The 15,139-nt window shown below is 70.9% G+C and carries 9 protein-coding genes; 2 read left to right on the top strand and 7 right to left on the bottom strand.

From position 1 onward, the window contains the following. Positions 1-53: 53 nt before the first annotated feature. Both pepN (CPH93_RS23085) and CPH93_RS23095 read right to left on the bottom strand, forming a co-directional pair. Complete coding sequence (pepN, locus tag CPH93_RS23085) at positions 54-2,642, bottom strand: aminopeptidase N (RefSeq protein WP_096213964.1); 2,589 nt, start codon at positions 2,640-2,642, stop codon at positions 54-56. A gap of 390 nt (positions 2,643-3,032) precedes the next feature. Continuing rightward, on the bottom strand, positions 3,033-4,064 hold the full coding sequence (locus CPH93_RS23095; protein WP_093483232.1) for an aspartate-semialdehyde dehydrogenase: 1,032 nt from the start codon (positions 4,062-4,064) through the stop codon (positions 3,033-3,035). Between the two features lie 404 nt (positions 4,065-4,468). Here CPH93_RS23095 and CPH93_RS23100 point away from each other — a divergent pair, with 404 nt between their 5' ends. Further along, complete coding sequence (locus CPH93_RS23100) at positions 4,469-6,214, top strand: TIGR03767 family metallophosphoesterase (protein WP_093483231.1); 1,746 nt, start codon at positions 4,469-4,471, stop codon at positions 6,212-6,214. A 58-nt stretch (positions 6,215-6,272) separates the two neighbouring features. Here CPH93_RS23100 and CPH93_RS23105 read toward each other — a convergent pair whose 3' ends face one another. Both CPH93_RS23105 and pepN (CPH93_RS23110) read right to left on the bottom strand, forming a co-directional pair. Then, a complete protein-coding gene (locus CPH93_RS23105) occupies positions 6,273-7,295 on the bottom strand; it encodes a hypothetical protein (protein ID WP_096213965.1) in 1,023 nt (340 codons plus the stop codon). A gap of 124 nt (positions 7,296-7,419) precedes the next feature. Then, positions 7,420-10,038: an aminopeptidase N gene (pepN, locus tag CPH93_RS23110; protein WP_096213966.1), complete on the bottom strand. Its 2,619-nt coding sequence runs from the start codon at positions 10,036-10,038 to the stop codon at positions 7,420-7,422. A gap of 125 nt (positions 10,039-10,163) precedes the next feature. On the opposite strand from pepN (CPH93_RS23110), the gene CPH93_RS23115 reads away from it, so the two are divergent. Then, complete coding sequence (locus CPH93_RS23115; protein ID WP_093483228.1) at positions 10,164-10,799, top strand: mycothiol-dependent nitroreductase Rv2466c family protein; 636 nt, start codon at positions 10,164-10,166, stop codon at positions 10,797-10,799. A gap of 133 nt (positions 10,800-10,932) precedes the next feature. Here CPH93_RS23115 and CPH93_RS23120 read toward each other — a convergent pair whose 3' ends face one another. The 3 genes from CPH93_RS23120 to CPH93_RS23130 form a co-directional block, all read right to left on the bottom strand. Beyond that, a complete protein-coding gene (locus tag CPH93_RS23120) occupies positions 10,933-11,574 on the bottom strand; it encodes a superoxide dismutase (RefSeq protein ID WP_093483227.1) in 642 nt (213 codons plus the stop codon). Between the two features lie 173 nt (positions 11,575-11,747). Next, the gene (locus CPH93_RS23125; RefSeq protein WP_096213967.1) at positions 11,748-13,193 is read right to left on the bottom strand and encodes an amino acid permease; all 1,446 of its coding nucleotides are present in this window, start codon (positions 13,191-13,193) and stop codon (positions 11,748-11,750) included. 288 nt (positions 13,194-13,481) lie between these two features. Then, positions 13,482-14,939: an amino acid permease gene (locus tag CPH93_RS23130; protein WP_096213968.1), complete on the bottom strand. Its 1,458-nt coding sequence runs from the start codon at positions 14,937-14,939 to the stop codon at positions 13,482-13,484. Positions 14,940-15,139 lie beyond the last annotated feature (200 nt).

Genomic DNA, 15,139 nt, shown 5'->3' on the forward strand with positions numbered 1-15,139 from the left:
CGACGGGGCCCCCACCGCACCGGCGGTGGGGGCCCGTCAGGACAGGGCGCCGCTTACGCCGCCGCGTCCGCCGCCTGCGCCTTGAGCGCCCGCTCGATCCCGGCCCGCGACTCGGTGATCAGCCGGCGCAGCGCGGCGCTCGGCTCGGCCGAGGCCAGCCAGGCGTCCGTCGCGTCCAGCGTCTCCTGCGAGACCTGGAGCGCCGGGTAGAGCCCCACCGCGATCTGCTGGGCCATCTCGTGGCTGCGGGAGTTCCAGATGTCCTTCACCGCGTCGAAGTACTTCGCGGTGTACGACGCCAGCAGCTCCCGCTGGTCGCTCTGCACGAAGCCGCCGATGACGGCCTCCTGCACGGCGTTGGGCAGCCGGTCGGACTCCACGACCGAGGCCCAGGCCTCGGCCTTGGCCTCGGCGGTCGGCCGCGCCGCGCGCGCCGTCGCGGCATGCCGCTCGCCCGCCGAGGTCTTGTCCCGCTCCAGCTCCGCCGCGATGGCCTTCTCGTCCGCCCGGCCGGTGGCGGCCAGCCGCTGCACCAGCGACCAGCGCAGCTCGGTGTCCACCGCCAGCCCGGAGATCTCCTCCGTACCGTCCAACAGGCCCTGGAGCAGGTCGAGTTGCTCCTCCGTACGGGCCGAAGCGGCGAACGCACGGGCCCAGGCCAGCTGGTGGTCGCTGCCCGGCTCGGCCGCCCGCAGCTGCTCCAGGGTCTCCGCGGTCCAGGCCGCCAGTCCCGTCTCGCGCCACTCCGGGGCCGCGTACAGGTCCAGCGCCAGCTTCACCTGGCGGTGCAGCGACTGGACCACGCCGATGTCCGACTCCTTGCCGATGCCGGAGCGCACCAGCGCGAGGTAGTCACGGGCCGGGAGTTCGGCGTCCCGCGTCATGTCCCAGGCCGACGCCCACGACAGGGCACGCGGCAGCGACTCGGTGAAGTCCCCGAGGTGCTCGGTGACGACCTTCAGCGACTCCTCGTCCAGCCGCACCTTGGCGTACGACAGATCGTCGTCGTTGAGGAGGAAGACGGCGGGCCGCCGGGTGCCGGCCAGCTGCGGTACGGGGGTCAGCGCACCGTCCACGTCCAGCTCGATCCGCCCGGTGCGCACCAGCTTGCCGTCCTGGAGCTCGTACGAGCCGATCGCGATGCGGTGCGGCCGCAGCACCGGCTCGCCCTTGGCGCCCGGCGGCAGCGCCGGGGCCTCCTGCTTCACCGCGAAGGAGGTGATCACGCCCTGGGCGTCCACCTCGATCTCCGGCCGCAGGATGTTGATCCCCGCGGTCTCCAGCCACTTCTTCGACCAGGTCTTCAGATCCCGCCCGCTGGTCTCCTCCAGCGCACCGAGCAGATCCGACAGCCGGGTGTTCTTGAAGGCATGCGCCTTGAAGTAGGCCTGCACGCCCTGGAAGAACTCGTCCATGCCGACGTAGGCGACCAGCTGCTTGAGGACGCTGGCGCCCTTGGCGTAGGTGATGCCGTCGAAGTTGACCAGCACGTCGTCGAGGTCGTTGATCTCGGCCATGATCGGGTGGGTCGACGGCAGCTGGTCCTGCCGGTAGGCCCAGGTCTTCATGGAGTTGGCGAAGGTCGTCCACGAGTGCGGCCACTTCGAGCCCGGGGCGTAGGCCTGGCAGGCGATCGAGGTGTAGGTGGCGAACGACTCGTTCAGCCACAGGTCGTTCCACCACTCCATGGTGACCAGATCGCCGAACCACATGTGCGCCAGCTCGTGCAGGATCGTCTCCGCGCGCACCTCGTACGCCGCGTCCGTCACCTTCGAGCGGAAGACGTACTGGTCGCGGATGGTCACCGCGCCCGCGTTCTCCATCGCGCCGGCGTTGAACTCCGGCACGAAGAGCTGGTCGTACTTCGCGAACGGGTAGGCGTAGTCGAACTTCTCCTGGAACCAGTCGAAGCCCTGCCGGGTGACCTCGAAGATCTGCTCCGCGTCCAGGTGCTCGGCCAGCGACGGGCGGCAGTAGATGCCCAGCGGCACCGACCGCCCGTCCTTCTCGTAGGTGCTGTGCACGCTGTGGTACGGACCGGCGATCAGCGCCGTGATGTAGGTCGAGATCCGCGGCGTCGGCGCGAAGCGCCAGACGTTGTCACTGGGCTCCGGCGTCGGCGAGTTGGAGATCACCGTCCAGCCCTCCGGAGCCTTCACGGTGAACTGGAACGTCGCCTTCAGATCCGGCTGCTCGAACGACGCATAGACCCGCCGCGCGTCCGGCACCTCGAACTGGGTGTACAGATAGGCCTGCTGGTCCACCGGGTCGACAAAACGGTGCAGCCCCTCACCGGTGTTGGTGTAGGCGCAGTCCGCCACGACCCGCAATTCGTTCCGGCCGGCCCGCAGCCCGGTCAGCGCGATCCGCGAGTCCTTGAACACCTCGCCCGCATCGAGCGCCTCGCCGTTGAGCTGCACCTCGTGCACGGCCGGCGCGACCAGGTCGATGAAGGAGTCCGCGCCCGCCTCGGCCGAGTCGAACCGCACCGTGGTCACGGACCGGAACGTGCCGTGGTCGCTGCCGTCCGCGTCTCCCCCCTCCTGCGCGCCGGAGAGGTCGAGATCGATCTCATACGCGTCCACGGTCAGCAGGCGCGCCCGCCGCTGCGCCTCGTCGCGGGTCAGATTCGTGCCAGGCACCCGTTCGTCTCCTTCGCACTGGTCATTGCATCGGAAGTTTCGGCCATCCTTCCATGTGGGCGGGGGGTTGCTGAGGGGGATATCCGAGGTGGCACAGTGGTAGCTATATGGGTGAATCGGAGTACACCGAGGCGTTCGAGGAGTGGGACGCGAGCGAGGATGCGGCGCTCTGGGACCGGACGAGCGGGGATGGGCTTGCCGATGAGGCGTGGTGACGTCCACATGATCGATCTGGAGCCGGCGCGACAGCGCATGGTGGAGATCGACGTCGCGCTCCGGCGGCATCTGGCGCTCTGAACGGACCGTACGGGCACGCCGCCCGAAAGCGCGGGTGCCCGTACGGAGGCTGACTCCGTACGGGCACCCGGCAATGTGGTGCGAGCTGTGCGCTCAGCCGCGCAGCTCGGCCGCGACCAGCTCCGCGATCTGGACGGCGTTCAGCGCCGCGCCCTTGCGGAGGTTGTCGTTGGAGACGAACAGCGACAGGCCGTTCTCGGCGGTCTCGTCGGTGCGGATCCGGCCCACGAAGGACGCGTCCTGGCCGGCGGCCTGGAGCGGGGTGGGCACGTCGGAGAGGGTGACGCCGGGGGCGCCGGCCAGCAGCTCCTGGGCGCGGGCGGGGCTGATCGGACGCGCGAAGCGGGCGTTGACCTGGAGCGAGTGGCCGGTGAAGACCGGGACGCGGACGCAGGTGCCGGCCACCTTCAGGTCCGGGATCTCCAGGATCTTGCGGCTCTCGTGGCGGAGCTTCTGCTCCTCGTCGGTCTCGTTCAGCCCGTCGTCGACGATCGAGCCGGCCATCGGCAGCACGTTGAAGGCGATGGGGCGGACGTACTTGTCCGGAGCGGGGAACTCCACGGCCGAGCCGTCGTGGGTCAGCTTGGTGGCGTCCTGCTCGACGGCCTTGCGGACCTGGCCGTCCAGCTCCTCCACACCGGCCAGACCGCTGCCGGAGACCGCCTGGTAGGTGGCGACGACCAGCGAGACCAGACCGGCCTCGTCGTGCAGCGGGCGCAGCACCGGCATGGCGGCCATGGTGGTGCAGTTCGGGTTGGCGATGATCCCCTTGGGGCGCTCGGTGATCGCCGACGGGTTGACCTCGGAGACGACCAGCGGGACCTCGGGGTCACGGCGCCAGGCCGAGGAGTTGTCGATCACGACCGGGCCGGCGTCGGCGACCTTCTCCGCCAGTGCCTTGGAGGTGGCACCGCCGGCCGAGAAGATCACGATGTCCAGCGCCGAGTAGTCGGCGGTGGCCGCGTCCTCGACGGTGATCTCGGTGTCCTGCCAGGGCAGCGTACGTCCGGCGGACCGGGCCGAAGCGAACAGGCGCAGCTGCTCGACCGGGAAATTCCGCTCGGCGAGGATGCCCCGCACCACACCGCCGACCTGTCCGGTGGCTCCGACGATTCCGATCCTCATGGGACTCCTTCTTTCTGGCCTGGCTCGGGTGTCTGCTCGGAACACCTGCTCAGTAGTGCCTCCATCATGTGTGTGACACCCGTCGCCTTGTCCAATCCGTTCCATTCCGTGGCGGGTCGGAAGGGGGGATCGGAACGGAGCGTGCTGGTTCGCTCACAGAATGTGGCGCGCGTCCGGCCGTGTGCGCTGCGGATACCCCGCGGGGTGAACATCCGGTGACCGCCGGCCACACCCCCGGGCAGGGCTCCGTGACCGGCCGATGGCGGGCAGATCCCTGTGCGGTGATGGGTTCCCCGCGTTGCGGTGGCGTTCACGCGCAGGTCATCCCCGATGCCAACCATCCCAGGTGACAGGGCAGTTGTGCTGCCCGGCCGCCTTCGCGTTCGCACTCGGGGAGCCTGCGTATGTCCCGTATACGGTCCGCCGCCACCTTCGACCGCCGTACGTTCCTCACCGCCACCGGGGCCGTCGGCGCCGCGACCGGGCTGGGGCTCGCCTTCGGCATCGGCCCGGACCGGCCGGCCCAGGCCGCCGCCGTCACCACCGGCCCGGCCCCGGCCGCGCCCGTGCCGGTCGACGCCCCCGCCGTCCCTCATGTGCCGTACACCAAGGGCACCACCCTCGGCAGCGTGTCCGCCCCGCGCGGCAGCACCGGCTACCGTCGGCTCACCGACGGCCCCGCATGGGACCGGGTGGTCCGCGCCGACCTGGCCACCGCCCACGGCGGGCGCGAGAGGCGGCGGACCGCCCTGGCGTCGTTCGTGCAGTTCACCGACCTGCATCTGGTCGATGTGCAGAGCCCGCTGCGCTACGAGTACCTGCGCGCCGAGACCGCCAGCGCCTGGCGGCCGCAGGAGGCGCTGTCCGTGGCCGGGGTCGTCTCGCTGATCGAGCGGGTCAACGCGCTGCCCGGCGGGCCCGCCACCGGCGCCCCGCTGTCCTTCGTGATGACCACCGGCGACAACACCGACAACAACTCCAAGCTGGAGCTGGAGTGGTTCCTGACCGCGATGAGCGGCGGCCGGATCACCCCCAACTCCGGCGACCCGCGCCGCTACGAGGGCGTCCAGGACAGCGGCCTGGCGCTGTACTGGCAGCCGGACAGCGCGCTGCGCGACGCCGACAAGAAGCGGGGCTTCCCGCATCTGCACGGCTTTCTCCAGGCGGCGATCCGCACCGTGCACAGCCCCGGCCTGCGGCTGCCCTGGTACTCGACGGTCGGCAACCACGACTCGCTGCCCGGCGGCTGCTACGCCCCCGGCGATCCCTTCTGGAGGGAGATCGCGACCGGCGGCCGCAAGCTGGAGACGCTGCCCGCCGCCGAGGCCGCGAAGGTGTGGACGGCGGTCAAGAACGGCCTCGACCCCAAGGGCGCGGACTTCAAACGCCTGCTGACCTCGCACAGCAAGCAGGCCAGGAGGGTCACCCCCGACGAGCGGCGCGCCCCCTTCACCCGGGCCGAGTATCTGCGCGCCCATCTCGACCCGGCGCACACCGGCCCCGGCCCGCACGGCCACGGCTACACCGCGGCGCATCTGTCCGAGGACCGGCTCTACTACACCTTCAAGATCTCCGATGACGTCCTCGGGATCAGCCTGGACACCACCGACCCCGGCGGCCACTACACCGGCTCGGTCGGGGACGCCCAACTGCGCTGGCTGGAAGGGGTGCTGAAGAAGAACGAGAAGGGGGACAAGCGGCACGTCCTCGTCTTCAGCCACCACACCGGCAAGACGATGAACAACACCCAGCCCGACCCGGCCCGCCCGCACGAGAAGCGGCACGGCGGTCCGGAGCTGATCGAGGTGCTGTCCGCGCACCCCCGGGTCGTCGGCTGGATCAACGGCCACAGCCACAAGAACGAGATCATCGCGCACGGCAGCTTCTGGGAGATCTCCACCGCCTCGCACATCGACTTCCCGCAACTGGCCCGGGTCATCGAGCTGGTGGACAACCACGACGGCACGCTGTCGCTGTTCGCCACCCTGGTCGAGTCGGCCGCCCCGCACCGTACGGACTTCACCGACCTCTCGCAGACCGGGCTGGCCGCCCTCTACCGCGAGCTGTCCTTCAATGCCCCCGAGGCCCGTACCGACCTCGCGGGCACGTCCCGGGACCGCAACGTCGAGCTGCTGCTCAAGCGCGGCTGACGGGTCCCGTGCGGCGCACGGAGCCCCGGGGCGCGTCCGGGCGCCCCGAAGCGCCTCGCTACCGCGGCAGGACCACCACATACGCACCCGGCTCCCGGTCCCCGGCCGCCATCAGGGCCGTACGGACCACCGCGGCCTGCTGGTCCGGCGACTCGCGCAGGGTGCGGGGCAGACAGCGCACGACGGTGATGCCCAGCCGCTCCAGGTGCTCGCGCTTGTGGAAGAAGGGGGACGCCAGCGGGTCCTCCTCGGGGCGGGGCGCCCGGGTGTCGATCTCCAGGGCCACCCCGTGCTCGGGCCAGAAGGCGTCCACGCCGCCCAGGTGCGGCCCGCCCGGCAGCCGCAGATCGACGTTCCACAGCGGGTCGGGCAGCTCGTGCTCCCGCACCATGGCGTAGAGCCGCTGCTCGGCCAGCGCCCGGCCCTCGGCCAGCAGGGTGTCCACCGCGTCGACCACGTGCGGCCGGGTCAGCAGCCGGGCCCGGCTCAGCTCCCGCACCACCGCGGTCGCCTCGCAGTGGCCGCCGCGGACCGCCTCGGTCAGCAGCCGGCGCACGGTGGGGGCGTCGGTGAGCCCGCCGACCGCGTCCGCCAGCGCGCGCGGCACCGGCGCGGCCGGCACCCCGGTGATCTCCTGCGCGACGGGCAGCTCCACGGCCCGCAGGATCCGCGCGAAACCGGTCGAGCGCAGCCGCCGGGTGCGCGACACCAGCACGTCGATGCGGTCCAGGCCGAGCAGCGCGGGCGCCTCGGCGAAGCCGTGCAGGGCGAGCGCCGCCAGGCCCGTGATCATCGCTTCGGGGGCGTCCTCGGACGCGGCGCCCTGCCGGGGCACGGTCGGCCCCCGATGACTGGCGTAGAGCAGCACCGCCTGTAGCCGTTCCTCGCTGGTGGGCGGCCCCGGGTGCAGCAGATAGACGCCCGGCAGCAGTTGCTGCCAGGGGCCGCCGGCGCGGCAGCGTTCGGTGGTCTCCGCCGCCGGGATGCCGTGCTCCCGCAGCTGACGGGTGGTCATCACCCGGCTGTGGACGTCGGAGAGGTGGCGGAGGGGGAGGGGGGAGAGCGGGGTGTCGTGGTTCATGCGGGCCAGATTCCCGCGCCCGCTCCGCCCCCTAACCGCTGTTACACGCTCGTACCACAAACCGGACAACCCTGTACTAAAGTACGGGCGTTCGACTGCCGAAAAGGGCTGGTCGCCACGGGGGTTACGGCCTGGCCCCGGCCGCCGCGTCACAAGCCTGTGCCCGCAGTGCGCGGGCCAGATCGTCCCGGTTCTCCAGGACCAGCCGGCGCAGCGCGGGCGCCGCCCGGTCGTGCTCCGCCAGCCAGCGGTCCGCGGCCTCCAGCGTGGAGTGCTCCACCAGCCAGTCCGGGAACAGCCCGCGCACCACATCCATCCCGATCTCGATGGACCGCTCCCGCCACACCCGCTCGATGGCCTCGAAGTAGCGCGGTGCGTAGGGCGCCAGCAGCTCCTGCTGGCCCGGCTGTGCGAAGCCCGCGATGGTCGCCTCCACCAGCGCGTTCGACAGCGCGTCGGACTCCACGACCTGCTGCCACGCCTGCTCCTTGACCTCGGCCGAGGGCCGGGCCGCAAGGCAGCGCACCTGGTGGCGCCGGCCGGACGCGGTGTCGTCGCGGGCCAGCTCCGCGGCGATCACGGCCTCGTCCGCGAGACCGTGCGCGGCCAGCGGCTCCAGCAGGGTCCAGCGCAGTTCCTGGTCCACGTCCAGGCCGTCGATCTTCGCGGTGCCGTCCAGCAGGCCCTGGACCAGCTGGAGATCGGCGGGGACCGCCGCGACGGCGGCGAAGTGCCGGGCCCAGGTGAGCTGATGACCGCTGCCGGGCTCGGCCAGCCGCAGCTGCCGCAGCGCGCCCTCGGCCAGCTCCCGGGCGGCGCGCTCGCGGTGCTCGGGCGCCGCGTAGTGCTCCAGCGCGGCCTGCGCCTGGTCGTGCAGCGACTGCAGCACCCCGATGTCGGTCTCCCGGCCGGCGAACCGCCGCACCAGGTCGAGGTAGTCGCGGGCCGGCATCAGCCCGTCCCGGGTCAGTCCCCACAGCGCCGCCCAGCACAGCGCCCGCGCCATCGGGTCGGCCAGATCGCCGAGCCGGGCCCGCAGGGTGGCCAGCGACCCCTCGTCGAAGCGGACCTTGCCGTACGTCAGGTCCTCGTCGTTGACCAGGATCAGCTCCGGCCGCTCCAGACCGGCCAGCTCCGGCACCGCCGTGTGCGGACCGGAGACGTCCACCTCGGCACGGGCGTAACGCACCAGCGCCGAGTCCGCCTCCTGCCGGCGGTAGAGGCCCACCGCGACCCGGTGCGGCCGCAGTGCGGGGTGCGAGGGCGCCGCCTCCTGGAGGATGCCCAGCTCGGTGATCCGGTCCTGGGCGTCATAGGTGACCTGCGGGGTGAGGGAGTTGACGCCCGCGGTCTCCAGCCAGGCCCGCGACCATTCCGCCAGGTCCCGCCCGGAGGTCTCCTCCAGCACCGTCAGCAGGTCCGTGAGCCGGGTGTTGCCGTAGGCGTGCCGCTTGAAGTAGCGCCGGGCGCCCTCCAGGAACGCCTCCTGTCCCACGTACGCCACCAGCTGCTTGAGCACCGCGGCGCCCTTGGCGTAGGTGATGCCGTCGAAATTGAGCTTGGCGTCCTCCAGGTCACGGATGTCGGCGGTGACCGGGTGGGTGGAGGGCAGCTGGTCGGCGCGGTAGGCCCAGGACTTGCGCCGGTTGGCGAAGGTGATCCAGCCGTCCGTGAAGCGCGTCGCCTCCACCTGCGCGAAGGCCCCCATGAAGTCCGCGTAGGACTCCTTCAGCCACAGGTCGTCCCACCACTGCATGGTGACCAGGTCGCCGAACCACATGTGCGCCATCTCGTGCAGGATGACGTTGGCCCGCCGCTCGTAGGACGCCTCGGTCACCTTCCCGCGGAAGATGAACTCCTCGCGGAAGGTGACACAGCCCGGGTTCTCCATCGCACCGAGGTTGTACTCCGGGACGAACGCCTGGTCGTACTTCCCGAAGGGGTACGGGAAGTCGAAGTGGTCGTGGAAGAAGTCCAGGCCCTGCTTGGTGACGGTGAAGACGTCGTCCGCGTCGAAGTGCTTCGCCAGCCCCTTGCGGCACAGCGCGCCCAGCGGGATCTCCAGCTCGGTGCCTCCCCCAGTGCCGAAAGCCTGGGAGGTACCCCCATCGAAGGTGCGGCGGTAGCTGTCGGAGACGTAGTGGTACGGGCCGGCGACCACGGCCGTGATGTACGTGGAGATCGGCCGGGTCGTCGCGAAGCGGTGCCGGCCGCCCTCGGCCGCGCCGTCCTGTGCCCCGTTGCTGAGCACCACCCAGCCCTCGGGGGCGGTCACCTCGAAGGTGAACGGCGCCTTCAGATCGGGCTGTTCGAAATTGGCGAAGACCCGGCGGGAATCGGCGGGTTCGTACTGGGTGTAGAGGTAGACCTCGCCGTCCTCGGGGTCCACGAAGCGGTGCAGCCCCTCACCGGTCCGGCTGTAGGCGCACTGCGCGTCGACGACGAGGACGTTCTCCGCGGCCAGCGCGTCCAGCGTGATCCGGGTGCCGTCGAAGACCGCCGCGGGGTCCAGCTCCCGGCCGTTGAGGGTGACGGCGGTGACCGCCGGTGCCAGCAGGTCCGCGAAGGTGGCGGCGCCGGGCTCGGCGCAGCGGAAGCGGATGGTCGTCCGGGAGCGGAAGGTGTCCGCGTCCGCACCCTGGGCGAGCGCCGAGCGGACGTCCAGCGCCACGTCGTAGGCGTCGACGCTCAGCAGCCGGCCGCGCTCCTGCGCCTCGTCCCGGGACAGATTCTCACCTGGCACGACGTGACTCCCTCATGCTCGTCTCGGATATCGAACACCGGGAATCATGGCACGCCCCCCGGAGGTTGAACCGTGCACATACCAGCACGCCGACCGTTGCCGCACCGCTCTCAAGAGGAGACCCCGTGTCCGAGACCGCGAAGACCCCCGCAGACTTCTGGTTCGATCCGCTGTGCCCCTGGGCGTGGATGACCTCCCGCTGGATGCTGGAGGTGGAGAAGGTCCGCCCGGTCGAGGTGCGCTGGCACGTGATGAGCCTGGCGGTGCTCAACGAGGACAAGCTGGACGAGCTCCCGGAGAACTACCGCGAGCTGCTGGCGACCGCCTGGGGCCCGGTGCGGGTGTGCATCGCCGCCGAGGAGCAGCACGGTAGCGAGGTGCTCGGCCCGCTCTACACCGCGCTCGGCACCCGCCTGCACAACCGCGGCATGGACCGCACCCGCGAGACGCTCGTCGACGCCCTGAAGGAGGCCGGTCTGCCGGCCGAGCTGGCCGACGCCGCGGACTCCGACGCCTACGACGCGCAGCTGCGCGCCTCCCACAAGGAGGGCATCGACCTGGTCGGCCAGGAGGTCGGGACCCCGGTCATCGCCGTCCCGGGCCACGACGGCGAGCAGATCGCCTTCTTCGGCCCGGTCGTCACCCCCGCCCCCAAGGGCGAGGAGGCCGCCAAGCTGTGGGACGGGACGCTGATGGTCGCCTCGATCCCCGGCTTCTACGAGATCAAGCGGACCCGGACCCAGGGGCCGATTTTCGACTGATGTTCTGGAACTGATGTCATGGGAGCGCCCCCGCACGTATCGGACGTGCGGGGGCGCTCCGTCATTCCGCCTGCCAGGTGAAGGGTGAGAAGACGATCACGAGGCAGGACGACCGGTGACGCCGGCAGGGGCGTTACGGGGCCAGCAGCAGGTTGTGCGCGCGCTGCTTGGCGGACGCGTAGCGCTTGGCGACGTCCTGCCAGTTCACGACCTGCCACATGGCCTCGATGAAGTCCACCTTCTGGTTCTTGTACTGCAGGTAGAAGGCGTGCTCCCAGGCGTCGAAGACCAGGATCGGGACCGAGCCCTGCCCGACGTTGCCCTGGTGGTCGTAGATCTGCTCCACGATCAGCCGGCCGGTGACCGGCTCGTAGGCCAGGACGCCCCAGCCGGAGCCCTGGGTGGTGGCCGCGGCCTTGGTCAGCTGGGCCTTGAAGCCGGCGTACGAGCCGAAGCTCTCGGCGATGGCGTCGGCCAGCTCGCCCACGCCGTCCTTCTCGTGCGGCTCGCCGCCGCCGTCGCCGGTCATGTTGTGCCAGTAGATGCTGTGCAGGATGTGGCCGGAGAGGTGGAACGCGAGGTTCTTCTCCAGGCCGTTGATGTTGCCCCACGCTTCCTTGTCGCGGGCCTCGGCGAGCTGCTCCAGGGTGTCGTTCGCGCCCTTCACATACGCCGCGTGGTGCTTGTCGTGGTGCAGCTCGATGATCTCGGGGCTGATGACCGGAGCCAGCGCCGCGTAGTCGTACGGAAGTTCAGGAAGTGTGTAGGTGGCCATGCCGGTCCCGCCTCCAAGCTGCGTACATGCAGTAGTTGCAAACAATGTGCAAGAGCACGCTATCAGCAGGAGTGATCACCGGCCGGGGACGGGACCGGGCTGGTCCCAAAGACGGAGGCGGGGCGGGACCTCGGAAGGAGGTCCCGCCCCGCCTGTGGGGAATCCGGAGAGAGTCAGGGCTTGGTGAGGTCCCTGCCGCTGCTCAGCGACCGCTGCCGTACGAGGCCGATGACCGTCAGCACGAGCCCGAAGCCACCGGTGAACAGCAGCTGGATCCGCTGGTTCTCATCGCGCAGCATCAGCAGCAGCACCGCGGCGACACCCGCCAGCGCCACCCAGGTCAGCACCGGGAAGGCCCACATCTTCACCACGAGCTTCTCCGGCGCCTCCCGCTCCAGCGTCCGCCGCATCCGCAGTTGGGCGGCGGCGATGAAGCCCCACACCACCAGCACGGCCGCGCCGACCATGTTCAGCAGCCACTGGAAGACCGTGTCGGGCCACAGGAAGCTCAGCAGCACCGCGACGAAACCGAACGCGGAGCACATCAGCACCGCCCGGCGCGGCACCCCGCCGCTGACCTTCGCCAGGAACGCCGGGCCCTGGCCGCGGGCGGTCAGCGAGAACGCCATCCGGGACGAGCCGTAGAGGTTGGCGTTCATCGCGGACAGCAGGGCCACCAGGATGACGACGTTCATGATCTGGCCGGCCGCCGGGATCTTCAGGTAGTCCAGCACCGCAACGTAGGGGCCGCTCTTGGCGATCGAGGAGTCGTTCCAGGGGATGACAGTGACGATGATGGCCATCGAGCCCACGTAGAAGAGGGCGATCCGCCACATCGCGGTCCGCACCGCACGCGCGACCCCGCGCACCGGGTCCTTGGACTCGGCGGCCGCGATGGTCACCGTCTCCAGGCCGCCGTAGGCGAACACCGAGGCCAGCAGGCCGACCATCAGGCCGTTCAGGCCCTTGGGGAGGAAGCCGCCGTCGCCGGTGAGGTGGGAGGTGCCCGGCGCATGGGTGCCGGGGAGCACGCCGAAGATGGCCAGCAGCCCCAGGACCAGGAAGATGCCGATCGCCGCGACCTTCAGGGCGGCGAACCAGAACTCGAACTCACCGAAGTTGCTGACCGCGGCCAGGTTCGTCCCGGTGAAGATCACCATGAACAGCAGCACCCACATCCACGGCTGGCTGCCCGGGAACCACTGGACCATGACGTCCGCGGCGCCCAGTGCCTCGGCGGCCACCGCCACGCACAGCAGCGCGGCGAACATCCAGCCCACCGTGAAGCCGGCCCAGGAGCCGATGGAGCGCTCGGCGTGCACGGAGAAGGAGCCGGAGGCCGGATTGGCCGCGGCCATCTCCCCGAGCATCCGCATGACCAGCATGACCAGGGCGCCGGAGACGGCATAGGCCAGCACGATCGAGGGGCCGGCCGCCGCGATGCCCTCGCGCGAGCCGACGAACAGGCCCGCGCCGATCACCCCGCCCAGGGCGATCATCGAGAGGTGGCGCTGCTTGAGGCCGTTGGACAGCGTGGAGCCGCTGTCGGGGCCGGCGCCCTGAACCGCGTCGGCCTGCTCGCGCGCGGCGGCGGCGGCGGACGAGGGTGTCCGATTCATGTGGTTCCTGTCCCAGTTGGTGAGAGCGGAGCAAGGCGTTACTGCGTTCTCCCGGGGCCGCGAGCGGTGCGACGGTGCTGCCGGGCCCCCTGGACCCCGGTGGGGCAGCAGGTCGCATGGGCCTGCCGACAGCACTCCGGGGTCCTCGGCAAAGCGGGCTCAGTTTGGGTGCCGGTGTCCGCTCAGGGCAACAGTCGTGCAGCGAATGTTCGGTATTCAGACGTGATCGTCACCGTGGGTGTCCGAATGGTCGTCTGTTGCCACGCGGTGTGATCCCCGTCTCGGGCGTCAGCGGCTCGCGCGGCGCTCCCGGAGCGCCCGCAGGCCCGCGACGAGCAGCACCGCGCCGGTCGCCCCGGCCGACCACAGCAGCTGCGGACGGGCCGCGTCATCGGTCAGCATCAGCACCAGCACGGCCCCCATGGCCACCAGCGCCGCCCAGGTCAGATACGGGAAGGCCCACATCCGCAGGGCGAGCTTCCCCGGTGCCTCGCGTTCGAGGCGCCCACGGAGCCGCAGTTGGGAGACGGCGATCAGCCCCCAGACGAACAACAGCACCGCGCCGACCGCGTTGAGCATGTAGAGGAACACCGAATCCGGCCATTCCAGATTCAGCAGCACCGAGACGAAGCCGAAGGCCACCGAGGCCAGCACCGCCCGGCGCGGCACGCCGCCGCCCGACACCGTCAGCAGCGCGCGCGGCGCCTCCCCCCGCTCGGCCAGCGAGAACACCATCCGCGAGGAGCCGTAGAGATTGGCGTTCAGCGCGGAGAGCAGCGCCACGAACACCACGATGTTCATGATCTGGCCGGCCCCCGGCACACCGATGCTGTCCAGCACCGCCACATACGGGCTCTTGCCCGGCTGCATCGACGACCACGGCAGCAGCGTCACGATGACCACCATCGAGCCGACGTAGAAGAAGAGGATGCGCCACACCGCACTGCGCACCGCCCGGCCCACCGCGCGCGCCGGGTCGTCCGATTCGGCCGCGGCGATGGTGACGACCTCCAGGCCGCCGAAGGCGAACACCACCGCCAGGACCCCGGAGACCACCCCGCCCCAGCCGTGCGGCAGCAGACCGCCGTGCCCGGTGAGGTTGCGCAGCCCGACCGGCTCGGCATCCGGCAGCACCCCGAAGACCGCCAGCAGGCTCAGCGCGAGGAAGAGCACGATCGCGGTGACCTTCAGGGCGGCGAACCAGAACTCGAACTCCCCGAAGTTCTTCACCGCGGAGAGGTTGGCGGCGGTGAAGACGGTCATGAAGAGCAGCACCCAGGCCCACTGTGGCACCGCCGGCACCCAGCCGTTCGCGATCTGCGCCGCACCGGTGGCCTCCACCGCCAGCACCACGACCAGCAGGAACCAGTACAGCCAGCCGACGCTGAAACCGGCCCAGCGGCCCAGTGCCCGCTCCGCATGCACGGAGAACGCACCGGAGGCCGGCATCGCCGCCGACATCTCGCCGAGCATCCGCATGACCAGCATCGCCAGCGCGCCCGCGATCAGATACGACAGCACGATGCCCGGCCCGGCCACCGCGATGCCGGCACCGGACCCCACGAACAGGCCCGCGCCGATCACCCCGCCCAGGCCCAGCATCGTCAGATGGCGCTGCTTGAGGCCCGCGGACAGCGGCTCCTTCTCACCGGCGACCGCACCAGGGGAGGTGGCACCGGGGGAGGCGGCACCGGTCGAGGCGGCACCGGGAGAAGACTCGCCGGCGCGGGTCGGTACGTCGTGCATGGCTCGTACTCTCGCAAGGGCCGGGCGGCGTGGCCGCCGGCAGGTTTGGGGGAACTCCACAGCTCGCCGCGGAGCGGACCCAGTGTCGCCGCAGGTCGCGCGCTACCACAAAACCGGCCCCGGAGCGCGGCGGGGGCCGTGATGAGCATCACGTGACCTGCAAAGACGCCACACGGCTCAACAGGGCCGGGCAGGCTGGC

Origin of the sequence: Streptomyces sp. 2323.1 (assembly GCF_900221035.1) — a bacterium.
Classification (GTDB): Bacteria; Actinomycetota; Actinomycetes; order Streptomycetales; family Streptomycetaceae; genus Streptomyces; species Streptomyces sioyaensis.

Excerpts from the sequence above, each read along its gene's own strand:
- CPH93_RS23095 (WP_093483232.1), bottom strand. The coding sequence starts at position 4,064 with ATGAGGATCGGAATCGTCGGAGCCACCGGACAGGTCGGCGGTGTGGTG.
- CPH93_RS23105 (WP_096213965.1), bottom strand. The coding sequence starts at position 7,295 with ATGAACCACGACACCCCGCTCTCCCCCCTCCCCCTCCGCCACCTCTCC.
- CPH93_RS23130 (WP_096213968.1), bottom strand. The coding sequence starts at position 14,939 with ATGCACGACGTACCGACCCGCGCCGGCGAGTCTTCTCCCGGTGCCGCC.
- CPH93_RS23100 (WP_093483231.1), top strand. The coding sequence starts at position 4,469 with ATGTCCCGTATACGGTCCGCCGCCACCTTCGACCGCCGTACGTTCCTC.
- CPH93_RS23120 (WP_093483227.1), bottom strand. The coding sequence starts at position 11,574 with ATGGCCACCTACACACTTCCTGAACTTCCGTACGACTACGCGGCGCTG.
- CPH93_RS23125 (WP_096213967.1), bottom strand. The coding sequence starts at position 13,193 with ATGAATCGGACACCCTCGTCCGCCGCCGCCGCCGCGCGCGAGCAGGCC.